The sequence below is a fragment of the Blastopirellula sediminis genome (assembly GCF_020966755.1).
In the GTDB taxonomy this organism is placed as follows: Bacteria; Planctomycetota; Planctomycetia; order Pirellulales; family Pirellulaceae; genus Blastopirellula; species Blastopirellula sediminis.
Map to the genome: position 1 here is coordinate 138,150 of NZ_JAJKFT010000004.1, position 24,571 is coordinate 162,720.

Below are 24,571 nucleotides of genomic sequence, written 5' to 3' on the forward strand. Positions count from 1 at the left end.
CGGATTTTGATTTCGAGGCTAGAGCAACTGAGGCGATATTTCGCGGCGGCGCTCAGCGATCCGCTAGCATTTGGCTACGGTTTTTCCCGTTGAATCGCCTAGTTCGTTAGCGTCAGCGGCCAGACAAAGGGAATCAGCACCAGGGCCGTCGTCGCGACGATCAGTGCGAGCGGAACGCCGGCCACCAGGTAGTCGCGCGGCTTGTAACCGCCGGGGCCCATGACCATCAAGTTGGTCTGATAACCGATCGGCGTCAGGAACGAGAGGGACGCCGCCAAGGCGATCGCCATGATAAAGGGACGCGGATTCAAATCCCCTTCCATCGCGACCGCAATCGCAATCGGCAGCAGCAGTGCGGCGACCGCGGCGTTGGTGATCATCTCGGTAAAGACCATCGCCAGCAAATAGATCACGATCAGCAGCAGATAAGGACGTGGCCCGACCAGATTGACGAGCGACTCCGCGATCATGCCGGCGGCGCCGCTTTGCCACAGCGCACTCCCTAGCCCCAGCGCGGCGGCGATCGTGACGACTACCTGGAGATCAACGGCGGCTCGCGCGTCGGAAGATTTGACGCATTGCGTCAGCACCATCAGCGCGGCGATCGACAGCGCGGCGATCGCCGGATCTCCCAGGCCTCCGCCCCCAAAGAGCGAAGCCAGCGTCATCCAAAGGATCAGCACGCTCATCAGACTGGCCGCCAGCAAGGCTCGATCGTGACGACGCGGTTCGGCGCCTTCGACGCTGCTGACCAGGTAGAAGTCGCGGCTATTGCGCTGCTGGGCGATAAAGTCGCCGCGCGTTTGCAATAGCAGCGTATCGCCCGGCTCCAGTTCGATGTTGCCGATCTTGTTGGTCAGTCGCATGCCGTTGCGATGGACCGCGATCACCGCCGCGTTATAGAGAGCGCGAAAGTTCGCTTTGCGGACGGTGCTGCCGATCAGCGGCGACGTGCGCGACAAAACCACTTCGGTCAGGTGCCGCTGTTGCCGCGAGCTGGGATGGAATTCATACGTTTGATCGGCCGCGGGAACGAGCCCCGGAATCTTCTCCAAGTCGACGATTGTCGACACGACGCCGGTGAAGACCAGACGATCGCCGGCACGGATTTGATCTCCCGGCGCAACCGGCGTGATGATGTCGCCGTGGCGATCGATTTCGATCAGATAGAGCCCGTGCAAGTTACGCAGGCCCGCCTCTTCAACCGTTTTGCTCACCAGGCGACATTCGGGCAGCACTTGCATCTCGACCAGGTATTCACGGCGTTGATCTCCCAGCTGCTCGATTAAGTCAGGCGAACCTGGCAGCAATTTCTGCCCGAGCAGGATCAAGAAGAGCGATCCGGCGATTGCGCACGGCAGCCCGACCATGCCGATCTCGAAGAAGCCCATCGGCGCGACTTTCGGCAGCGCCGTTTGGCGTTTGGCGATGGCGGTCGCATCGGGCGACGCCGCTTCCTCTAGTTGTGCCACTTCGGCCTGCATCGCGGTGTGGCTCAAGCGAAGTTGATCGTTAACGACCAGCGTGGTGCTGGTGCCGATCAACGTGCAGACGCCGCCCAGGATCGTCAGGTAACTAAGGGGGAGCAGCAACTTCGACGGAGAGAGGTTTCGCTGACGGCACCAATCGATCAGTACCGGCATCATCATCGCGACCAGCGCGGTGTTGAGGATGAACGCACTGCTGGCGACGATCGGCCCGGCGATGCGGCGAAGCGCCGATTGCTCGGTCTTCACATCTCCCAGTAGCATGTTGCCGACCCAGTCGAGGACGCCGGTGCTGCGCAGACCGGCCGCTACAACTAACAGGGCGCTGATCGCCAAGACCGCGCGGCTGGCGAAGCCGGCGATTGCCGCGGCTGGGGCCAGGACCCCAGTCAGAACCAAAAAGACGAGCGCCAACAGAAACAGCAGGTCGATTGGGATTCGTCGCGTGACTTGCAGGGTGACGAACACGCCGATGGTCGTCGCGATCGCAAGCCAAGGGTGCAAAAATTCGGGAATCATTCAATCGTTGTTGGCGACAGGGCAGGCAAACAGCGCGGCAGTAGAGATTCTGAGGTTTCTGCGGCCGCTTGGGAATGCGGTACCTGCCGCCAGTCGGTAAGGGATCGGGAAACGAACCATTGTAAACGGCAAATCGGGCAACCTCGCCTTCATATCTCGCATAATCTGCATCTCTACTAGTCTTCCTGGTTTGCCTGACGTGTCGCGTCGTATTTGACCGATACGAACATGTGTCACGCCGAGTACGGGCGACCGCGAGTGGAGATTCGCGTCCCCCTCTCAAACTCAATCAACTACTGCCCCCGCTGGAGACAACGGATGTCGTTCTTGGGCCTACGCTCGCTTTGCGTCCTGCTGGTTTGCATTCCTACCCTGTGTTTTGCAGACAATTTGCCAGGATCGTGCGTTCTCGCCGCTTATTCGGCCGATCAGGCCCATTTCGCCGACTTCCGCGATCCTCTGGCGAAGTTTGCTGAGACCGATTGGGTTCAGGCCGCAATTCGCGACTGCGTCGAGCCGAATCGGACGAAGCCGGCCGACGGGAGCCAGTTTGCGATCAACGTGGCGAAGGACCATGCCGGGGCCGGACAGCTGGAAGAGGCAACGTTTGAGCTGGAACTCGCCTGGCAAAAGGTGAGCCGGCTGTTCTGGAATAGCCCGGAAAATCCAGAAGGCTTTCAGGTCGCCCAGTTCGACATCTGGATGAAGGGACTGACGAACCGGGCGCTGGCCGGGTGGTTGCCGTCGTCGGGTTCTGCATTGGAACCTGTTACAGATAAAGAACTTGCGGAAATTGAGCAGTTCATTCTCGACGAGGATTACGCTTCGGCCGTCGCCGCTCGCCCCGTGATTGCCACCGCGGCCCAGGACGATTGCCCGCCAATGCCGCCGACGGTCGAGCGGGTCGTGATCAGCACAGAAACCATTGCGCCAGAAGTGGTTGAGGAGATCGCGACGTTGCTGGAAGACGAAGAGGCTCCGCTAACCGACGAGGAAATCGCCTACCTCCACAGCGGGCCATCGGACTTTGTCATCTCGCTCGATCCTTACGGATACTCGGAATACAATGATTATCTGAAGGAGAAGCGTGCCGAATCCCCTAAGGCGGAGCAGGGGGCCGCTTGGTCCGCCGTGCTCGCCACGCAGATTGTCGCTCTGACCCGTTCGTCGAATGACGGAATTCGCTGGATCGGCTCCTTCGACCTGTCGCAGCCGATTCGTGCCGCCCGCCAGATCCATCAAGAGCGTGAGATCCGCGGCTATCGGACGGCCGAGCGGCAGCTGCTGGAACGTTGGGACGCCGTGATCGACGGCTTTCAGGTACTTCGCTAGTAGGGTGTGTGGGCAGGTGATCGCTGGCAATCTGAGGATCGGGGTAAGGGTATTCCGATTCTCCGGAAATGTTAATCCAGCTAAACTTGCGACAATCGGTAGATTTTTGTAGCGTCTATTTCAGGCGGGAAATAGAATACTAGTTCAGTTGCGGACTGCAATTCTGCGCCTTCTGTGAGCCGCATCTGCTACAACAGTGGGAATTCACTGGAACAGGGAATCCCCTCCTCGACACATCCTTTCGACGGTTTTGGAGTCTGAATATGCCCAAAGGTGAGCGCATGGCACGATGCGTCCTCGCATCGCTGGCAATCTTGTTGGGTTCAAGCGTTGCGGCGTCGGCAATGGCCGAAGAAGCGAAGCTTGCCACCTACGAAGCGACGGGCGGACAAACCTACTTCGCGATGAGCATTTCTCCTGGAGAGCTCAAAACAGTCCCGGGTGAAGTGGTCGTCATCGTCGATACTTCGGCGAGCCAGACCGGCATCTACCGCGAAGACTCGCTCAAGACCTTGAAGGCGCTGCTAGCCTCCCTCTCGCCGAACACGCGCGTGAAGGTGATGGCCGGCGACCTGCACGCCGTGGCGATGAACGACGGTTTCGTCGCTCCGACCGGCGCCGCAGCCGACGCCGCCGTGGCGAAGTTGGCGAGCCGCGCTCCGCTCGGTTCGACCGACCTGCCGACGATGCTGACCGAAGCCGCCTCGCAGTTCAAAGGTGGACTCGATACTCCCCGCTCGATCGTCTACCTCGGCGACGGCGCCAGCCGCGCTCGCATGTTGGAAGACGCTGAGCTGAAGAAACTGGTCGGCACGCTGACCAAGGCCCGCACCGCGGTCAACGCGTTTGCGATCGGTCCGGAACGTGACATTCAGCTGCTCGCCGTCCTGGCGAATCAGACCGGCGGCGACGTGATCGTCGACAGCAACGAAGCGGCTTCGGCCGACATTGGCGCCACGATCGCTTCGGCTGCCGAAACGCCGGTGATTTGGCCGAGCGACGTTCAGTTCTCGCAAAACGTCTCGGCCGTCTATCCGAAACAAACTCCGCCGCTGCGTGGCGATCGCGACACGATCGTCGTCGGCGAATTGGCCGAAGCGGGCGACGTGACCGTGAAGTTCACCGGCATGTCGGACGGCAAAACGGTTCAGCTGAACTTCGCCGCCAAGCCGGAAGCGTCGGACGATCAGGCTTACCTGCCCGAATTGATCCAGTTGGCCCAAAAAGATGGCGGCATGAGCATGCCGACCGTCGGTTCGGTTGGTCTGCGTGAAACGGCTCGCGTCTTGTTGGCTTCGGCCGACACTTTCTCGCAAATGAGCGGACAAGCGCTCGCCACCGGCGACGCTCAGGGCGCCCAGCGTTTGGCTGACGCCGCGCTGAAACGCGACCCGAACAACCCGCAAGCCGCGCTGGTCAAAAAGGCCGCCGTCTCGCAGATTGGCGACGACGACTCGCTGCGAATGGTGAACGCCCAGTCGCAACCGGGCGCCGAACTAAGCGCCGATGAAGGCAACTTCCTGAACGAAGTGCAGCGGCAGCAGATCCGTCAGGCCGAAGTGATCAAGATTGAAGTCGAAAACGCGCTGGCCAACGCCCGCGAACAGATGGGCGTGCAGCCCGAGATGGTGAAGGACTCGCTGAAGCTGTTGTTGGAGAGCGTCGATCGCGCTCCGGAACTGCAAGCCGACGTCCGCCGCAACCTGCGTAACCGCATCGTCAGCGCCATCCAAATGGCCGATCGCCGTGCGGTCCAGGTCGAAGCCGATCGTCTGGAACGAGACGAAAACGCCGCGATCGCCGCCGAGCGGATTCGCATCACGGAAACGTTGCTTCGCGATGAAGAACGGGTCCGCAGCATCATGGAAATGTTCAATGCTTTGATGGACGAAAACAAGTACGTCGAAGCGGAAGAAGCGGCCTTTGCGGCTCGTGCGATCGATCCGCGGAACCTGGCTACCCATGCCGCGGTTTACAACGCCGAGTTGGTGGGCAACTTCTACAACATCGAACGAATTCGCGAACTCCGTTACAAGGGCGTGATCGATACGCTCTGGTTGGTGGAAGAATCGCACGTTCCGTTCCCGGATGAACCGCCGATCGTTTACCCCGATCGCGAATTCTGGGAAGACATCACGCGCCGTCGCAAGAAGTACTCTTCGGTCGACTTGGCGACGACCGGCGAAGCCGAAAAGAAGATCTTCGAACAGCTCAACGAGCCGACCAAGATCGCCTTTATCGACACGCCGCTGGTCGAAGTGGTCGAATACCTGAAGACCCTGCACGGTATCGAAATCCAGCTGAACAACCGCGCTCTGGAAGACGTTGGTCTTTCCCCGGACGTGCCGGTTACGCGTAACCTCGAAGGCATCAGCCTCCGCTCGGCTCTTCGCTTGCTCTTGAAAGAACTCGAACTGACCTACGTCGTCGCGAACGAAGTGTTGGAAATCACCACTCCGGAAGACGCCGAATCGGAACTGGTCACCAAGGTGTACCCGGTCGCCGACTTGGTCATGCCGATTCCTTCTGGCGGCGGCGGCTTTGGCTCCGGCATCGGCGGCGGTCAGAGCGGCGCCTTCGGCGGCGGCATCAATGGCGGCGGCGGCGGCTTCGGCGGCGGCGGCGGCGGCTTCGGTAACCAAGGTGGCGGCGGCGGCGGTTTCTTCGCGGTCGACGACGAGAAGTCGGTCCTGAAATTGGGCCCGACCGTCGAAGAAGAAGCGAAGCCCGCGGTCCAGCAGGCCGCTGAACCGGCGGTCGCTCCGGAAGCGAAGCCGGAACTGAAGCTCGAAGTTCGCGAAGGCGAAACTCGCGCGGAAGCTTTCGATCGCTTGCTCCAGTCGGGCGCCGACATTCCGGCGGCCGAAGTTCGCAGCGAAATCCGTCGCATGATGAACGCGAAGCAATACGATCAAGTGACCGCGTTGATCCAGTCTTTCCTGCGTCATGGCCAACCTCAGCCGTGGATGTACGAAGCGCTTGGAATGGCGATGCAGCTGAACCACGCTCCGAAAGAAGAGATCGAACGAAGCCTGATGTCGGCGATCGACTTCACCTCGGGACCCGAACACATGCTCTACGTCGCGATCTATATGACTCGCGTCGGGTTGGATGAACGAGCCCTGAAGCTGTTCCAGGAAGTCGCCAAGATCGAGCCGCTCCGTCCCGAGCCGTATGCTCTCGGTTTGGCGGCCGCCAAGCGTCTGGATGATTTCGATGGGATTCGTTGGGCCTGCGTCGGAGCGCTGAAGCAAGCCTGGCCGACTGAGAGCGTGAAGATCAAGACCGAAGCGTTCCTCTCGGCCAAAGCGGCTCTGGGACGTTTGCAGCAAGAAGGCCGTATCGACGAAGCGAAAGAGTTCAGCCGTCAGCTGAACGAAGCGCTGATTCGCGACTGCATCGTCAACGTTACCTGGACCGGCGACGCCGATCTCGACATCGCGGTCGAAGAGCCGACCGGCGCCGTCTGCTCGCTTCGCAATCCTCGCACGGTTGGCGGCGGCGTTCTGCTGGGCGATACCGCTTCGTCTCTGAATCAACAGGATGACAAAGGCTTCTCCGAAACCTACGTCTGCCCGGTTGGTTTCCCCGGCGAATACAAGCTGCTCATTCGTCGCATTTGGGGCGAAGTGACCGCTGGCAAGGTGACCGTCGACGTTTACACTTCGTACGGCGCCAAGCAGCAGAAGCACATTCGCGAGCAGATTCCGCTCGGCGAATCGCCGGCGCTTGTTAACTTCACGCTGAAAGATGGGCGTCGTACTGACAGCCTGGAAGAAAACCAGGTTCAGGTCGCCGCCAAGGCGCATGCTGAAATGGGCCGCGCCGTGTTGGCTCAGGCGTTGGATTCCTACTCCGATTCCTATAGCAGCGAAGCGTATCAGACCTCACGTCAGGAAATGGCCGACAATCGCCCGTTCATTCGCAATCGCAGCAGCGTCGGTTTCCGCCCGGAAATCACCGTGTTGCCCGAAGGCGTTCAGTTCACGGCGTTCGCGGTCATCTCGGCCGATCGTCGCTACGTCCGCTTCACCGGTTTCCCGAGCTTTACGCAAATCGGTAACGTCACGACGTTCAATATCGGTTCGGGCGCCTTCAATACGATTGAAACGGACGGTACTGCTACCGGTAACTAATGCCGGTCAGACGTCGTTAGACATTTTCCCGAATCAAGCCGGGAGCTGCGTCGAGAGCAAGATCGTCGTAGCTTCCGGCTTTTATTCTTTCCCAAGCGATCGCCCCCATCACCGCATTGTCGGTGCATAACGAGAACGGGGCGATGATCAGTTCGATCTGATTGCGGTCGGCCATTTCTTCCAACGCGGTGCGCAGCTTGCGATTCGCCGCGACGCCGCCGCCGACGCACAAGCGACCTCGCCCCGACTTCTTGAGCGCCAACTCCGACTTTCCGACCAGGCAATCGACGACCGCCTGCTCAAAGCTGGCGGCGATGTCGGCGCGACGTTGGTCCGAAATCTCGACCGCGGAAAAATCAGGACGGCCCGGTCCGGCGATCTCGTAACGCACCGCCGTCTTCAATCCGCTAAAGCTGAAGTCGAGTCGGCTGTGGTCTTGCAGGAACGGTCGCGGAAAGGGGATCGCGTGCGGATCGCCATCCGCGGCGCAGCGCGAGATCGAGGGACCGCCAGGATAGGGTAGGCCGAGCATCGACGCGACTTTGTCGAACGCTTCGCCAGCCGCGTCGTCGATGGTTCCTCCCAACGGGACGAACTCCGACGGGCCAAGGCAATCGTACAGACTGGAATGCCCGCCGCTGACGATCAAACCGACGCACGGAAAGATATCGCGGCCAGCGGCCAGGCGACACGCATAGATATGACCATGCAAATGATTGACGCCAACCAGCGGCACGCCCAGCGACCAGGCGAGCGTCTTGGCGACCGAAACCCCAACCAGCAACGATCCTGCCAGGCCCGGGGTATGGGCGACGGCGATGGCGTCGATGTCGGCGAGCGTCAGATTCGCTTTGGCGAGCGTTTCGTCGATCACCGGCATGATCCGCTCTAGATGCGCCCGGGCGGCGATTTCCGGTACGACCCCGTTGAATCGCTCGTGCAGCTTCTCTTGCGACGCGACGACGCTCGCCAGCGGCTCTAGGTTTTCGTTAATGATGGCGGCGGCAGTTTCGTCGCAGGTCGACTCAATCGTCAGCAGATTCATAGGGGCGGATGTAGGGGGCGGCGTAATTAAGGTTGGGCAGGCTCAGCGATTTTCGACTCGATATATTCGAGTCCTTTGGCAAGCACCGGATCAACTTCGCTCAGCGGCGGTTCCGGGGCCGGCGGATGGGGTATCAGCGTCGCCATATCGCGAAGCCGTCGATACTGTTGAAAGGTGGTCAGCTGCTTGGGAGTCATTTTAACTTCCATGTCCGGCGATGGAGAGACGCCCCACTCGTCCGAATCTTTGGCGTCCGGCAGGCGATGGATGTTTTTGCCGCTGGGGCGATGGTAACTGGCGGTCGTCAGCTTCATCGCGCTTTTCCCTTCCTCCAGATTGATAATATTCTGGACGCTTCCCTTGCCCCAGCTGCGCTGCCCGATGACCACCGCTCGGTCATGATCCTGCAGGCAAGCCGAAACGATCTCGCTGGCGCTGGCGCTAAAATGATCGATCAAAACAGCGACCGGGACGTCAATCAGGGTCGTATCGGGGACGGCGCTCCACTCCCGCTTCGGGGTGTTTCGCCCTTCCACGCTGACGATCTTGCCGTCGCTGATAAAACGATCGGAGATCTCAATCGCGGCACTCAGCAGACCCCCTGGATTGGATCGCAGATCGAGGACCAGCCCCCGGATTCCGTCCGCTTTCAGCTTTTCCAGAACGGCGGCGAATTCCTCGGCCGTATTGCGGCTAAAGATGGTGATCCGCACGTAGGCGATCTTCTGGTCGTGATCGTAGATGTAATCCCAGTCGTTATTTTCCAGCCGCTGGTCGCCCAGGACGGTTTGCAGTTGGATCATCTCTCGCTCAAGCTCAAGCGTCTCGGTCTTGAACTCGGCCGGATGATAGATCACCAGCGAAACGGTCTCGCCTGGCTCTCCCTTCAGGTGTTCGATCGCCGCGTCCAGGTTCATCCCTTTGGTGCTTTGGCCATTGATCTCCAGGATTCGATCGCCGGCGCCAATTCCAGCGTCGTACGCCGGTCCGCCGACCAAGGGGCTGGAGATGATCAGTTGCCCGTCACGAGCGTCGATCTGAATGCCGATGCCGCCGAACTGCTGATCGATGTTGGTGCGAAAGCGAGCTAGTTCTTCCTGGGGGATATAGGTCGAGTGAGGATCGAGTTCGGTAATCACCCCGCGAATCGCCGCTTCGATCAACTTCCGCCGATCGAGCTTTTCGACGTAGTTCCGATCGACCTGATCCAGGGCGTCGGCAAACATCTGAATCAGCTCGACGTAGTCGTCGTCAATCTCGGCATACGGACTAGGCGTCTCGGCGGTCGTTTCGCCGGGCGTCGCATCAGCCGCGCGGGCCAACGAGGGGAACGAGAACGGGCCGGCACAAGCGATCAGCGCAAGGAGCGCTAAGTTAGAAGGAAGTTTCCACATAGGCGTGACTGCTCGCGGGGCATGCGTTTCCGGGAACTAGAGACCGCAACAGAGGTTGCGACCTTCTCAAGTATAGGGAACGATTGCAGTTACGGCAATTCGCGAGGGAATTGATGTGGGAGACGGGGCTACTGGCCGTCGAGAGAAGATCCGCCGCTCGGCAGCGTCGCGACGGGACATTCGGTTTAAGGCGGAAGCTACGCGGCGCGGCGTTCGACGCTGGGGGCGACGCCGCAGAACATGGTTACCGCCTGTTTGAAACGCTTCGTCATCGATTGGCGTTCCCAGAGGTGGATAACCGGTTGCCCCATCGCCGCTTCTTCCAAGGTCCACTGCGTATAGGCCAGGTCGAACAGCCATTGCGTCCGATCAGGTTTGATCGGCGATTCAATGCGATGCAAATCTTTGTTGAGGATCGGGTAGCCCATCGCTCCTTCGTCGCACACGAAGGCAGGAACGCCGGCTAGCGTCGCTTCGACTCCAGCGTTCGAGCTGAAAGTGACGACGGCCCAAGCGTTTTCCATGTCTTCCAACAGGCTGTCCGCCTTGGAGTAAACGACGTCAATTCCCGGACCTTGCATTTCGATCGCATCTTTGGCGAGCGGGTGAGGGCGGAAAATGATCTTGCGCGACGTTAGCTGACGCAGCGTGCGAGCCGTTTCCTGGCACCATTCGACGTGGTCGACATGTTGGACCGAAGCGTCCCAAGGCACCTGACCGCACAGAACGATATGCTCGCCGGTCTTGCGCCACGGATCGACGGGGACGTTGAGCTGCATCCAGCGATCGGATGAGCTGAAGCGGTTGAAATACCTTGCGCGCCCGTTGAGACCTCCCCAGCCCATCATGAAATAACGATCACGATGGATGAAGCCGCGTTCAATGACGAGGTGGCTCTTTCTCCGTTGTTCGCGACTAAGGTGCGCAACGGCGCGAGCATGCTCTTCGGCGATGTCCCCAACCATGCGACCGCGGGGCGTGCTCCGTTTGTTGATGCCAAACGTGACGGCGACGTCGCAAGGCCGATATCCCTTTTCCAGAGGATACAAGTTGAAAGGGATGTCGCGTCGATGCAGACCTTCAGCGAACGCGAACATCGCATCGATGTGCATGTTCGGCTCTTTAGGTACGAATAATCCAAAAGTCTGCATTTCGTCACGCTCCGATTTCGCTATCCGGTTAGCGATATTCGCTTAGGCGGCTGACCGCTGGCAGATCGCAATGATGAACTTCCCGTTGGTGCCTGCTTGAACTTCAGGCTTAGCGCCACTTCGCTGGCATTGCCAGCTCTCGACATGCAAGCGATGCTTGCCGAGGGCGTCGCTCAATTCAGCTGGGCGGAAATGGCGGAAGTGAAACGGATTAACCGGCTCTTGTAAGTGTGGCCTTACTTCCTCATTCGGCGTAGAGATTATTAGAAATTCACTCCACTCCGAAAACTTTTTGATCGCGGCGTCATAAAATTCGACATGCTCAATGAACTCGAAGCAAACGACCGCATCGACGCGGCGATCAGGTTCAAACGAGAGCAAATCGGTGTTGTGAAATTCGATGTTTGGACGTTGCCAATGCTTTTGATATAGATCATGAGCTTCGTCACTAATCTCAATCGAAATCACCTTGTCGACGGCTTGCGATAGCATCCAAGAGCCGTATCCGACTCCGCATCCGGCGTCGATAACCGTTCCTGTCTTACCGCGACGCTTTAATTCAGCGATCGCCAGTTCATATCGCAGGCGATGGTCTTCTCGCACTTCTTCGATCGTCGTCGCCATTTGACGCTCGGACATGATGATATTCCTGTTCTAGGTGACAAAGCCTGCTGTTCCTTCCGCTGTGCGATTTCGTCGCACTATTTGCAATAGGAATCGTCAGGCGTCTCTTGCCTGTTTGGGGGGCGTCAAGCGAGGCTACGATAGCCGAATTCAGCGGTGGCTGTCGATATCAAACGCTCGTCGCACAATTTGCTTCAATCTGGAATTTCGCGTACGGTTTCAATTCTGCGTTGGGCTTAGTTGCTGGTCTGACGGAGGTAAAACTCTCGGCTGAATCAAGCGGCCGTCGCCGTACGTCGCCCGGCGGTCGTCGTATCTTGCTGGACGGCTCGCGGTTTGCGAGCCATGGCGATCAGATGGCAGTCGTCGCTAGCATTAGGATGAATCTTGCGGCGCGCGATTTGTTTGTCCGTAAACCGGTCGAACGAGATTTCAATCTCGTCAAACCCGGCCTGGGTCAAAAAGAATCGCATCGAATCGGCGGTGAATCCCGACTTGTGAACATCCCAATAGCTTTGGTTGTATTCCGGCGTCGTCGGATCGCATTCCCGCTGCCAACCAAAGAGGCCGGCGAAACCCCAACAAGCGTCGGAGTAGCGATCTTCAAACGCTTCCGCCGTCCAAGTCGCTCTTTGCCATTGGGCGATCGCAAAAGCGAGGTTGGGGACTTCGATACGAACCTGGCCCCCTTCGGCCAGCGCTTTATGCCAGTCTTGTAACGTCACCTTCAGTTCGGCCAGCGTCAGATGCTCGAGCGTATGGCGACTGTAGATCTCTCCCAGGCCGGTGCAAAACTGAGACACTTCCCAGGCTTTGCAAGCCAGATGGACGTGCGGCAAGGGACGGATGTCGCTGCCGAAATATCCTTCTTGTTTATCCTCACCGCAACCGACGTAAAGCTTCGCCCCTTGCGGAATCGGCGCTCGCAGTTTCGATCGATATCGCTTCGTCAGTTCGTATCCAAATGCGGACGCTACGTTGCGTAGTACAAATTCGATCATGCGGCGAATTCCTTGCTAACTTTCGATCTATGGGACGATTCAATCGGGCAATCGCCGCTACGCTGGTGCACGCCGTTATGCGGCGCGGAACAGTTGTTCGTAATTTCGGGTATACGCGTCCCAGCTATACTGGATCACGCTCTGGCGGACGTCCGTCTGTAATCGCTTCGCTTCTCGGATCAAGTCGACGACGATCGCTGGATCCTGATCCTCGGCCGGAAACAGGAATCCGTTCTCGCCATGTCGAATGACGTCGGGGGCGAATCCTGTATCGCTCGCCACCGGTACGACGTTGCTCATCATCGATTCCAACAACGGGATTGGACCCCCTTCCAGTTGCGAAGCCGAGACGAAGACGTCGAGTTCGTTGTAAAACTTCGGGTACTGCGAATATTTCGTTTCGCGATATTCCAGGTTGCCGAGTCCGAACAACTCGCCGAAGCGAGGATACTCGCGCCAGTTCCGTCCCATCAGAACGAACTCCTGGTCGGGCATCATGCGGATGATTTCCAGAATGCGGTCCGGGTTTTTTCGTTCGTAATAGGCGGTGCAGAATCCGATTCTGCCTCCGCCTCGCTGGTGCGGCTGAAAGAACTGCAGGTCGGCCGCGCCGACGATCGTCGACACGCGCTCTTGCTCAACGCCCAGTTCGATCAGGTACTGTCTCCATTTCGAACACATCGTGACGACGCGAGCCGTATTCAACGCGTCGATCGTCTCTTGTCCGCCGAGTCCCGGCTCTTTCGGATGGGTAAACCAGACGATGCAGTTCTTCTCGGCGAGCCAGGGATTGAGGCTGAGCGCCGACTTGTAGAAGTGGTAGTGGCAGAAGAAGTAGGCGCTGGCGAGCGGCAATCCTTTGTAGTCGTCGCAAAAGACGTACGGCGATACCATGCGCTGTGCGACTTCGCGGCATGCCGCTTCCAGGATCCAGCCCTTGCTCTTTTCCGGAATAAAAAAGCAGACGCGGCCATTGGCCTTCGAAATCAGCGATTGCAGCCAATGCGCCCTGGCGTACTCGCGACGAATTTTGGCAATCCAATTCATGGGTTGTTTGAGTTCTTAGCGCCGTCGGACTACGCTTATGCCGCCAGTTTTTTGGTAACGGCTGGCTTTGTTTTTCGGATGGTATCAACGATTCTTTGCAGGTCCCGTTCGTGCACTTGCCGAAGCGGGGCCCACAGCGGGACGAATTCGCGCGCCACGAGCTCTTCGCCAAATCCAAGCAGGCAACGTTGCCCGTACAGGAATTCGAGCGAGATGCAAGCGCTGCTGACTGCCGCGATGTGCGTTTCGCGGCGCGAACCGGCGAGGTACCGCACGTACAGCGATTCGAACGGCAGATAGAACGTCCAGGGATCGCTCAGGCAAATCGTCCGTTCATATTCGGACGCCGCTCGCTGCTGGATGCGTTCGATCTTCTCATACGAATCGCGAGGATGCGGTTTGATGATCAGCGTGGCGCCTTTCCCTTGCGGCAGTCGCTTGAGCATCTCCAGATAGCCGTCGACTTCTCCCTCGAGGCTCATCCGGCCCGTCTCGGAAAAGTTGGACGTTAGCAGGACTGCGTTAACGCCATCCTGTTCCGCCAATTGGCACAATTCCGCGTGGGCGAGCGGGGCTCGCGCGGGAAGATGAGCGGCGAACTTGTCGAACAATTCAACGAATAGCGCCGAATTGAGCGTGGTGACTCGCGACAACTTCTGATCAAACAGGTTTTTCAAAAGCAGGCAGTATTCGTCCGGAGCCGGCGGCTCTTCCGATGGCGGAACCGGTCGCCCCAGCAACTGCTTCCCTTTGTTCTTCAACAGCCCCAGGATCCGCTTGCCATACTTCCGAATTCGCCATTTGGCGTAGTCGCGCGGATGGTAGTAGGTGTTGGAGAAATTCAGCGAGATCCCGTCGCCGTAGCAGATTTGATGAGCTTCCGTCAGCAACCGGCGGAGGGTCGTCGGCAAGTACTTTTCGATGAGCCCGCAGTAGAGCTCATCGCACGTATGAACGCCCAGCGAATCGGCCAAGACCTGTCTGGGCTGGGTGCCGGGCGTCCGCAGTTCCTTTTGCAGTCGCTTAATCGTCGGCAACTGCACGTACTGAATCGACTCCCACGTTTCGACCTCTTCGGCCAATTGGCGAATGGAGTCGGCGAACTCTTCCCCTTGGCCTTCCGGAGCGGCGAGGTCATGGATCAGAAGATGATTCTTGTAGTTTCGATTCGTCTTGGAACGACCGCTCGATGTCCACATGGCGGCGATGGCCGACGCCAATTGGATCGCGCCCGTGCAAACGACGACGCGCGACAGTTCGTCTTTCGTTTGACTTGCGGTGTGCAAAACGTCATCCCCCAATAGTTTGGCGTTACCGCCGTCGTTGGCTTAGGCGGCTTTCTTTTCGCCGCGCCACAGCTTTTTGATGTTGCGTTCCAGACGCTTCAGGAAGTTCTTCTTCTTCGGCGCTCCGTGCATCGGGATGATTTGTCCATTGGCGACCGGATTCAGGATGTCCTGTCGGCAATAAGCGCGGGTCAGCGTCTTCTTCAGATCCCATTGCTCAATCAGGCCGGACTGGCGAGCTTCGTTGAAGTACTGGAACCAGAGATCGCCGTGCGGGTGACCGGGGAATTTCCACGGTTGGGTGCCCAGGTTGGTGTAGTGAATGAGCTTCGTCTTCTCATCGCAGTGATCGAAGACGTTCCAGTTGTTATCGTAAGCGCCCAGGTTATAGGGGTGCTTAGCGAGAAACGCCGGCTTCATCTGGTGGAATTCGGTGTTCGTGTAGGCGCCGGCGTCCATGTCGCGGAAGATCTGCTCCATGTCGAAGCGGCACTTCGAGCAATCGAACAAGATCTGGCTCATTCCCCAGCAGCTTTCCCCTTGGTAGGCTTCCGCCTTGGCCAGCATGTCGTGACCGTTCATCGGTTGGTCGAAGAACTCGGCGATATCGGTGAGGCAAATCATGTCCGAATCGAGGAAGATCGCGCGACCTTCGTAGTTGCAGATTTCCGGAATCAGGAACCGGTAGTTGCTGAACTCGGTAATGTTGCGGTACTTGATCCAGAGGGGCAACGTCGACAGGACCGGCTCTTCGTCGTTGTGTTCGATCGAGTTGTGCGTACCGTTGAACACGTAGATGTCGAGTTCGCGGGAGCAGTGCTTACGCAACGAGTGAATCAGCGTCTTGCGCTCCAGGCAGCTCGCTTCGCCGGAACCGATGAAAACGCGGACAGGGGGGAGATTGGTCATGACGATTTCCTCTTTCACCAAACGGTTAGGGAGACGATATTTCAGCGGACGAGGGGCCGAATTAGGCGGCCTTCTTTCTCAGTCCGATCTTGTACAGGAAACTTTTGAACTTGTTCTTCATGGGCTTCGTGGCGGGGGTCGGATAAACCATCGCCGGGTTCAGTCGCCAATCGCTGCGCCACTTGTAAGACTTGGCCTCGACCGAGCGGAACTTGGCCAGCACCTGCGGATTGGAGAGCACATCGAAAGGATCGACGACATTTTCAAACAGGGGAAAGTTCCGCCGAATCGCTTCACGCCAGCCGGGGTGAATTTTCGATCCGTCGTTCACATGGGCGAAAGCGCAGCCCCACTGATCGCACTGCAAACCGTTCTTTTCAGCGACAGCGGCGTGATAGTCCGCGACCAGCGCGTCGAGCGCCGGAAACGCATCGCCAGGAAAACGATTTTGGCAACGGGAGAATTCGTCCGGTTTGCTGGGACTAAAATTGCTGAAATGGAACAGCACGATCGGGTTTCCGCCGATCGTCGGTTTGCCGCTCGCATCGGTCGAGAACTCGTACTGATGCAACGTCCAGTGTCCCGTGTTGTAGCCCGGGTTTCGCAGCGCCTTGACGTTCTCGAATAGCCCCGGAACCAGGCTCAGCCATTTCTGGTCGCAGTCGTTCGAAGCGGCCAGATCTTTGTGCCCGTGCGTCTTCATCCGATCGCTCCACCAGGCGACGAATCGTTTGGCGGTCGCGTCGTTGCGCACGGCGACAAATCCGCCGTTGAAGGTCCCGGCCGCCAGAAACAGGTTTTCGCCTGGCGACTTTCCATCTTCGGGAAAGGGGCTCAACAGATGGGGCGTGAGTAAGATCGAACTCTCAGCAAGGCTGGCGAATACCTCCTCCAAGCGATCGTAGATCCGCATGTCGGAATCGAGGTAGATGATTTCGTCATACCCCTTTTCCAATACATAGTTCATCGCGTACGGCTTGAGCGCGCACGATAGCTCGAAGGGAGTGTATTGAAAGGAGAACCGCTTCCAGTCGGGAATCTCCAGCTCATCCGCGTAAAACAGTTCGACGTCTTGCGTGACGCTCGTAATGTTGACCGGCGCGCGATCGGCCAGGCAAATGAGAACGTCCAGGTCGTCATGATGACGCTTGGCGGAATCAGCCAGCGCAAGCGCGAAATGAAGGTAATTTCGGGTAACGACCGTGACTATCGCTTTGCGATTCATGCTGAGCTTCTCTTGGGCTGGGGAATTTCGTCGCGCTGCGAACTACGCGGCCGCTGATTGAGCCGCGCTGGCCAGCTTCGGCAGGTAAACGGCGAAACGCGTCCCAGCGACTTGCCGGCACCCGCCTCGTTCTTCCCAGAATTCATTAACAGTTTGGGTAACGCCGACGCATTCCTTGGCGGCGGGTTCCCAGGTGTAGTCATGCCAGAGCAGCGCGCCGCTCGGCTTGGCGAACGTCACCGCAGTTTGCGTATCGCGTTTGCAGAACTCGTAGGTATGATCGGCGTCGACGAAAACCAGGTCGGCCGCTGCTAGCAGGTCGTGATCGCTAAACTCAACGCTGTTGGCGAAACGTTGTTCGATTTGTCGCTCGTAACGCGTTCCCTGGAACAAGCAGCCGACGTCAAAGTTCGAGAGGCCGACCCCTTGTCCGTGAACATGCGTGCCGCGCACGTTCGGATCGAGATCGATCGTCACGATACGACCATCCTCCGGCATGTTCGCCGCCATGGTGAGCGTAGAGCCTCCCATGAACGTGCCGAACTCGACGATCAGCCGCGGCTGCAGCATTTTGATCAAGGCGCCCAGGGTCAGCAATTCATGCTCGGGCATCGCCCACTTATGCGAGCGAATCAAACGGGGAAGCATCACGACTTCCGCTTGATCGGCGCCGGGGAAGAGCTCGGAGAGGGAAGCTTCGGGGACGATAAAGGGGACATGATCCGGAACATTCCGGTTGCCCGCTGCGGTCGGCCTTACGGTGGTCGCAGCCTTCGGCGCTTCCACTGGTTTCGGCGAGGCTTTCGACAGCCGTTTCGCAATGGATCGCTGAAGTCGTCCCGCAAATCGCTTAAGTCCCACAGATTGCCCTCCTGGCATCTTGGTTGAATTTCCTTCCTTGGCGGCAAATCAGCGGGCAGTTTAGACCAATGATTCGGCGCATCACAAGAGCAGTTTCACTGCCTGTCGCTAATGCGCAAAGGCTTGAAAAGCCATTTTTTACCCTGTTTTTTGGGTCGAATGACTTCCCTGGTCGACGCTCGATCCATCGTGCGGCAAACCGTTGAAGCGCCTTCTGCGCAAGCCTGGTTACGCGATTACGCCGCTTGGCGATCTTGCACCACTTCTTCGCGATACAGTTCGTAGTAGGTCTGGCTCCGTTTGAGCAGTTCCTCGTGCGAGCCGATCGCTTCGACTTGCCCGGCGTTCATCACGATGATCCGATCAGCTAACTCCAACGCCGCCGGGCGATGCGTAATCAAAATCGCCGTGCTATCACCGACGCAGCGTTCAAACGCGGCGTGAATCTGGCGTTCGCTCTCCAGGTCGATTTGGCTGGTAGCTTCGTCGAAGATGAAGATGTCCGGATTTTTGAGGAGGGCCCGAGCGATCGCGATCCGCTGGCGCTGGCCGCCAGAGAGGGAGGAGCCAAGTTCGCCGCAGTTCGATTTGTAGCCATGCGACGTATGGGTGTGAACGAATGTGTCGACTTCCGCCAGCTTTCCGGCGGCGGCGACTTCTTCATCGGTGGCGCTCAGTCGGCCATACCGGATGTTCTCTTGAATCGAGTCGTTAAAGAGCACCGTGTTCTGGTTGACGAGCCCAATTCGGCTCCGCAGATCTTTCTGCGTCGCATCGCGAATGTCGATGCCGCCGATCGTAACGGCGCCTTCGTCGGGATCGTAAAACCGCAGCATCAGATTGATCAGCGTGCTCTTGCCGCAACCGTTCGGGCCGACGATTGCGACCTTTTCGCCCCGGCGAATCGTCAGGTTCATGTCGTTCAAGACCGAGACGTTTTGGTTGTAGCGGAACGAAACGTCTTTGAAGCAAATGTCGCCATCTTGCAGGGGAACCGGGTTTTCGGGGTCTTTGATCGCTGGTTCCGCGGCCAGGACCGAAAAGACCCGTTCCGCGCCGGCGGTGCCGGCCTGAATCGAACCGAATACGTCCCCAAGTTTACGAATCGGGTCGGCGGCTGCGATCAGGGCGGCGTAAAAGGTCATGATTCCGCCAAAGTCCATCGCTTTGTCGGCCAGTTTAATGCCGAAAATGTGGGTCGCCTGGTTCAAGACCAGGTAACCGCCGGCGACCAGCGACAAGCAGACCATGCCGATGCCGAGCAATTCGTTGTTCGAGCGAATCAGCGATCCATAGATCTCCAATTTCATCTGCTGACGGAAGACCGCTTCGGTCTTCTCAAAGAACCGTTTGTTTTCAAGTTCTTCGTTGCCGAACGCTTTGACGACCTGGAACCCGTTGTTGATTTGCAGGAAGAAGCCGATTACGCGCCCGTTCGCTTCCATCACGCGGACGCTGGTCCGTTTGATCGATTTGGCGAGCGTCATCAGCAAATAGGCGGCCAGCGGGCAGACCAGCAGCGACAGCAGCAGCAATCGCCAGTTGATGTAGGCGGCCAGCGCGATGCACGCAATCATCTTGGCCGGCTCACGCAGCGACTTGCCGAGCAGAATCGAAATCGCGTTGCCGATGGCGTTGATGTCGCCGCCGACGCGCGTCGCCGAGTCGCCGGTGTCGTCGCGTCGCGACTTGCCGAGCTGCAAATCAAGCATCTTGGCGAAGAATTGACGCTGCAGCGATCTTGAGGTGCGGAATGCAGCGCGGGCCATCAGGATGGTGCTGATCGCCAGGAAGAAGCATTTCAGCGCCGTGCCGATCAGCAAAAAGGCGACGATCCCCAGCAACGTGTTGAACGGGCTCGTCGGAGCGTACTTTTCGATCCAAGGACGCGTCTTCTCGACGCTTTTTAGCCGATTTCGCCACCCCTCGACCGCTTGTTCTTGGGAATAGATCTCTCCGCTGGAAGCGTTTTCCGCCTTCATCGCGGCGATTTTCGCTTCTCCTTCACGAATTCCGGTCTCGCACGCTTCCGTTTCTCGGGCGATCCATTGGTGCAGGTTATCCCCTTTGAAGATCACTTCCGCAAAGGGATAAACCGCTCCGACGTTCGCGCCCCACAAGACGCCGACCATCAGCGAGCTGAGGACGGAGATGATGATAGACCACTTAAAGTCGCGCCAGGCTAGCCAAATTGCTTTGTTTAAGTATCGCATTGTCGAGTTCGGATTCCGTTCGCGAAGTTGCCGAGAGCGCGATCGATCTGCGGCGTAGCTTGCAAGAGAGTAGATCTGCGTTGTGGGTTAAACAATATCAGAACATCGCGTTATCTAACTGGCATTTTCATGTTCCGTGGCGTTGCTGGTACTGGTCAAAGTAGTTCGGTCGACGTCGCGCAGGCGAGCGTTACGCGGCTTGCGAGCGAACGTTCGCCTGGTCGCTCAGCTTCGTGGCGATCGATTCGCACTCGCGCACGATGTTCTCGAACGTCAGCGACCAGGGGTGATTCACGGGAGGCGCCTGAATCGGCGTTCTCCAGCCTTGCTCACGTTCAAATTGGCCGATCAGCTGAACGAGCTCGGCCGGATCGTGCGGCGAAAAGTAGCTGCAATGGGGGCCGCCGACTTCCTGGTGGATCGCCAAATCGCTGGCGAAAACGTGCAGTCCGTGGTGAAGCGCCTCAGCGATCGGCAGGCCAAATCCCTCGGCCAGCGAGGGGAAGATAAACGCCTTGCTCTTCTGGTAGATGTAAGCGAGTTCGGCGTCGCCGATATCGGTCAGCAGCATCAAGCGTTTGCCATATTGCGGATGCGTCTTGATCCGCTCCAGCAGATCATTGCATTTCCAGCCGATGCGACCGACCAGCGCCACGGAGGCTTCGCTACCTTGCTCCCACATTTTGTCGAAGGCGTCGAGCAGCAGCTTGTGATTCTTCCGAATCTCGATTGTGGAGACCATTAAATAGGGAGCGGCGTCTTCATCGACGAAGAGGTCGCGAATCCGCGGAGCGATTTGATCCTCGGCGACCTCCGCGTGCGATTCGATATCGCATCCCAAGCGAACCGGACGAACTTGCCAATCGGCCAGCGGGGCTTGTTCTTGCTGGACGAAATTCCAGAGGTCGTCTCGCGTCGTTTGCGAATTCCCCAGAACGAAGTCGACCGCATGGAGCGCCTTTTGGATCCACCGCTGAAAGGAGGGAGCGAATCTGTCGTGGCAAAGTTCCGGATGATAGACCGGGATCAGGTCCTGGATCATCGTGCCGACGATCGCCCCATTTTGCTGCGCTGCGGCCAAGGCGTCGTACATTGGAATGTCCCACCACGCGTCGGGAAGGAGTAGAACGTCTCCGGAGCCCGGATTGGCCGGCTGCGGCGGGCCGGAACGACGCGCGAAAAAACGCTCGATAGCGCGGGCGATCGTGCGAGGATAGAGGAGCTTGCGCGCTCGGACCAGCGCTTGCTCAATTCCGACGCTGCTCTGGGGGAGAATACGGCGAACGATTTCTTTTCGCCAGCGGAGCGTATCGGGGTGCGTTTTGCGGAATCCTCGCTCGATGCACGCGTCGTCAACCAGGACGAACTGTCCGTCTTCAAACAGTACCGGCACGCACTCCAGCGCGTGCGTCTCGGAATAGGCGAGCGCGTGCTTGGCGATGTTGCGGACGACGCGTTGGATTCCATGATTCACATCACCCTTCGCGGTATGGGTGACGTCAATCAGCAGTCTTTGGATTGGAGAGCTCATCACGGGTTTTCCAATGAGTCGTATTTTCCGACGTTCATGCCCGGAGGCCGCCGCTTGCAGAAGTTGGGGCATAATAACAGTGCGATAATCAGCATGAAATGCCAATTGGCCAGCGTCAGCGATTAGAAAGGCTGCGCAAAAGCGGTTTGGCCGCATTCGGAACGTTGCCGCAAATCGATGCGCAAAACCGGAGATCGGGGTCGGCTGCAAATCCCTTTGTATGCTCGATTTCGTGCAACCTTTTGGCATTGGCGAGGTAGAGACAATTGGCTATTCTTCCGGTCCTCAAGGATCGACCCGGGGGGGAACCCCTGGATTTTCAAGGACGAAATGAGAGATTCGATGCCGAGAACCGCACTTATCACCGGGATTACCGGACAGGATGGATCCTATCTGGCCGAATTCCTGCTCGAAAAAGGTTACGAAGTTCACGGTTGTTTCCGCCGTGCTAGCACCAACTCCTTCGAGCGAATCGAACATCTTCTTGATCGCATCTCCGTACACCCCGCGGATTTGCTTGATCAGTCTTCCTTACAAAGCCTCGTCCGTGACGTCGCGCCGCAAGAGGTTTATAACCTTGCCGCGCAAAGCTTCGTCGGCAGCAGCTGGGGACAGCCGATCCTGACCGGCGATGTGACCGGACTTGGCGTTACTCGCATCTTGGAAGCGATTCGTACGGTCGACAAGTCGATTCGCTTTTACCAGGCCAGCAGCAGCGAAATGTTCGGGCTGGTGCACGAAACGCCGCAGCGCGAATCGACGCCGCTGCATCCCCGCAGCCCTTATGGGGTCGCCAAGGTCTACGGACATTACATGACCGCCAACTACCGGGAAAGCTACGACATGTACGCTTGCTCCGGCATCCTGTTCAATCACGAATCGCCCCGTCGCGGGCTCGAATTCGTGACCCGCAAGATCACCGACGGCGTCGCCAAAATCAAATTGGGCCTGGCCAAGGAACTGCGTCTGGGCAATCTCGACGCGAAACGTGACTGGGGCTTCGCCGGCGACTACGTCGAAGCGATGTGGCTGATGCTGCAGCAGGAAGCTCCGGTCGACTACGTCGTCGGCACCGGCGAGACGCACTCGGTTCGTGAGTTCGTCGAGATCGCCTTTGGTCGCGTCGGCCTGAACTGGGAAAACTACGTCGTCATCGATCCGAAATTCTACCGTCCCGCCGAAGTCGATCTGTTGCTGGCCGATCCGGTCCGCGCCAAGACTGAACTCGGTTGGGAGCCGAAGGTTTCGTTCCAGAAGCTGACCGAAATGATGGTCGATCACGATCTGGAACGGATCTCGCGCCAGGTTGGGCGATCGCTCGGCGTCGTTCGCCAATCCGCTTAGCCTGCCAGTGCGGTTTGCCTTGGAAAATCTCGTCTCGCAGGGCTCGTCGCGACTGCGAGACGCAATGATCGACCACTAACGCCAGTTCGCAGTAGCTTCATGTTGCAAGTCGTTCTCGATCTCGAAAAACTGCGTCAGCCGTATTGCGGCTTGGGGCAGTTTGCGCAGTATCTGGGGGACGCACTAATCGCCGAGTTGAAGCTGCGCGGGATCGAGCCGATTATTCTCGCTCGCAAGGCGCAACTCGACAGCTTCCCTGGCGAGCGGACGCTCGAAGCGAATCTGTGGCGCAAAGAGTTTTTGCAACGTCCTTCGCGGTTCTTTTACGCAGGGACGTTTGAAGAGAATCTGATCTGGCATGCGACGCATCAGCAAACGCGATTCTTGCCGCGACACCCGCGAACGCCGGTGCTGCTGACCGTTCATGACTTGAACTTCCTCCGCGAAAAGGCGTCGTCCAAGATCGCCCGCGAGCGTCGTCGGCATCAGTTGATCGTCGATCGCGCGACCGAGATCGTGGCGATTTCCAAGTTCGTCGCCCAGGAAGTTCGCGAAGAGCTGAACGTCGGCGACAAGCCGGTACATGTGATCTACAACGGCGTGGCACGGAAGGTGACGGAACCGGTGCGTCCTGCGTTTATCCAGGATGATCGCCCGTTTCTGTTTTCGATTGGCCTGGTGCAGCGGAAGAAGAACTTCCACGTGTTGGTCGATCTGATCGAACGAGCGAGCGAATATCGGATGATACTGGCCGGCATCAAGACCGACGCCTACGCCGGCGAAATCGAAGCGCAGGTTCGCGCAAAGGGCCTCAGCGATCGCTTTCTGCTTCCTGGCCCGGTCAGCGATGGAGAGCGGGAGTGGCTCTACCAAAACTGCTCCGCGTTTCTGTTTCCGTCCATTACGGAAGGATTCGGACTACCGCCGATCGAAGCGATGCTCGGCGGTAAGCCGACGTTTCTCTCACGTCGCACAAGCCTGCCGGAAATCGGCGGTCAGTTGGCGTTCTACTGGGATGCGTTTGACGGCGACCATCTCTATCAGCGCTTCGCTGACGGAATGCGCCGCTTTTCTCAAGATCCGCTCTATGGAGAACGGCTCAAAGCGCACGCCGGTCAATTCTGTTGGCGCACTGCGGCGCGACAGTACGTGGATCTCTACGAAGCGATCGGCGGCGTCGAGCGACCGCGCGTTTCTTCGGCGGCCTGACGAACAAGTTGCTAACGAATTGTTAGGCGAAGCGACGTGCAAATATCGTCGTATCTGACAGAAAAAACTTGCAGGTCTGAGTTGTTGGTTTTATAGTAGCAAGTGTTCAAGAAACGGTTCCCGCTAACTGAAATTTGAACCTCTGGGGCAGGGCGTCACGAAAGTGAAATTTGTCACGATAGTGATTCCAGGGGTGGGCCAGACATCGCAATTATCTGTTGCGTGATCGCACGGTTCGACTTCAAAAGTCGGTTTAG

17 protein-coding genes are annotated in these 24,571 nt (G+C 58.2%); 4 read left to right on the plus strand and 13 right to left on the minus strand.

The features are described 5' to 3' along the window. Positions 1–98 precede the first annotated feature (98 nt). Positions 99–2,006, minus strand: coding sequence for an SLC13 family permease (locus LOC68_RS04380; RefSeq protein WP_230216151.1), 1,908 nt, complete (start codon positions 2,004–2,006; stop codon positions 99–101). 318 nt (positions 2,007–2,324) lie between these two features. On the opposite strand from LOC68_RS04380, the gene LOC68_RS04385 reads away from it, so the two are divergent. Together LOC68_RS04385 and LOC68_RS04390 are read left to right on the plus strand one after the other, a co-directional pair. Further along, positions 2,325–3,338 carry a hypothetical protein gene (locus tag LOC68_RS04385; RefSeq protein ID WP_230216153.1) on the plus strand — a complete coding sequence of 338 codons (1,014 nt, stop codon included), beginning with the start codon at positions 2,325–2,327 and terminating at the stop codon, positions 3,336–3,338. A 281-nt stretch (positions 3,339–3,619) separates the two neighbouring features. Then, positions 3,620–7,474, plus strand: coding sequence for a hypothetical protein (locus tag LOC68_RS04390; protein WP_230216155.1), 3,855 nt, complete (start codon positions 3,620–3,622; stop codon positions 7,472–7,474). A gap of 16 nt (positions 7,475–7,490) precedes the next feature. Here the strand turns inward: LOC68_RS04390 and tsaD are convergent, their stop codons facing one another. The 12 genes from tsaD to LOC68_RS04450 form a co-directional block, all read right to left on the minus strand. Further along, positions 7,491–8,519, minus strand: a complete 1,029-nt coding sequence (gene tsaD / locus LOC68_RS04395) for a tRNA (adenosine(37)-N6)-threonylcarbamoyltransferase complex transferase subunit TsaD (protein WP_230216157.1) — start codon at positions 8,517–8,519, stop codon at positions 7,491–7,493. Positions 8,520–8,545: 26 nt separating this feature from the next. Then, entirely contained in the window at positions 8,546–9,913 is a 1,368-nt protein-coding gene (locus LOC68_RS04400) for a S41 family peptidase (protein WP_230216159.1), read from the minus strand. A 197-nt stretch (positions 9,914–10,110) separates the two neighbouring features. Beyond that, positions 10,111–11,025 carry a hypothetical protein gene (locus LOC68_RS04405; protein WP_230216161.1) on the minus strand — a complete coding sequence of 305 codons (915 nt, stop codon included), beginning with the start codon at positions 11,023–11,025 and terminating at the stop codon, positions 10,111–10,113. 81 nt (positions 11,026–11,106) lie between these two features. Continuing rightward, positions 11,107–11,703, minus strand: a complete 597-nt coding sequence (locus LOC68_RS04410; protein ID WP_230216163.1) for a class I SAM-dependent methyltransferase — start codon at positions 11,701–11,703, stop codon at positions 11,107–11,109. A 260-nt stretch (positions 11,704–11,963) separates the two neighbouring features. Next, a complete protein-coding gene (locus LOC68_RS04415; RefSeq protein ID WP_230216165.1) occupies positions 11,964–12,689 on the minus strand; it encodes a class I SAM-dependent methyltransferase in 726 nt (241 codons plus the stop codon). A gap of 75 nt (positions 12,690–12,764) precedes the next feature. After that, complete coding sequence (locus LOC68_RS04420; protein ID WP_230216167.1) at positions 12,765–13,736, minus strand: glycosyltransferase family 4 protein; 972 nt, start codon at positions 13,734–13,736, stop codon at positions 12,765–12,767. Positions 13,737–13,771: 35 nt separating this feature from the next. Beyond that, entirely contained in the window at positions 13,772–15,022 is a 1,251-nt protein-coding gene (locus LOC68_RS04425; RefSeq protein ID WP_230216169.1) for an alpha-2,8-polysialyltransferase family protein, read from the minus strand. 42 nt (positions 15,023–15,064) lie between these two features. Continuing rightward, entirely contained in the window at positions 15,065–15,931 is an 867-nt protein-coding gene (locus LOC68_RS04430) for a hypothetical protein (protein ID WP_230216171.1), read from the minus strand. 61 nt (positions 15,932–15,992) lie between these two features. Continuing rightward, on the minus strand, positions 15,993–17,156 hold the full coding sequence (locus LOC68_RS04435; RefSeq protein WP_230216173.1) for a putative nucleotide-diphospho-sugar transferase: 1,164 nt from the start codon (positions 17,154–17,156) through the stop codon (positions 15,993–15,995). Between the two features lie 42 nt (positions 17,157–17,198). Beyond that, positions 17,199–18,017 carry an O-methyltransferase gene (locus LOC68_RS04440; protein WP_230216174.1) on the minus strand — a complete coding sequence of 273 codons (819 nt, stop codon included), beginning with the start codon at positions 18,015–18,017 and terminating at the stop codon, positions 17,199–17,201. Positions 18,018–18,253: 236 nt separating this feature from the next. Next, the gene (locus tag LOC68_RS04445) at positions 18,254–20,230 is read right to left on the minus strand and encodes an ABC transporter ATP-binding protein (RefSeq protein WP_230216176.1); all 1,977 of its coding nucleotides are present in this window, start codon (positions 20,228–20,230) and stop codon (positions 18,254–18,256) included. 190 nt (positions 20,231–20,420) lie between these two features. Continuing rightward, a complete protein-coding gene (locus LOC68_RS04450) occupies positions 20,421–21,761 on the minus strand; it encodes a glycosyltransferase family 4 protein (RefSeq protein WP_230216179.1) in 1,341 nt (446 codons plus the stop codon). Positions 21,762–22,103: 342 nt separating this feature from the next. On the opposite strand from LOC68_RS04450, the gene gmd reads away from it, so the two are divergent. Together gmd and LOC68_RS04460 are read left to right on the plus strand one after the other, a co-directional pair. Continuing rightward, on the plus strand, positions 22,104–23,105 hold the full coding sequence (gene gmd, locus LOC68_RS04455) for a GDP-mannose 4,6-dehydratase (protein WP_230216181.1): 1,002 nt from the start codon (positions 22,104–22,106) through the stop codon (positions 23,103–23,105). Between the two features lie 99 nt (positions 23,106–23,204). Next, a complete protein-coding gene (locus LOC68_RS04460) occupies positions 23,205–24,314 on the plus strand; it encodes a glycosyltransferase family 4 protein (RefSeq protein ID WP_230216183.1) in 1,110 nt (369 codons plus the stop codon). Positions 24,315–24,571 lie beyond the last annotated feature (257 nt).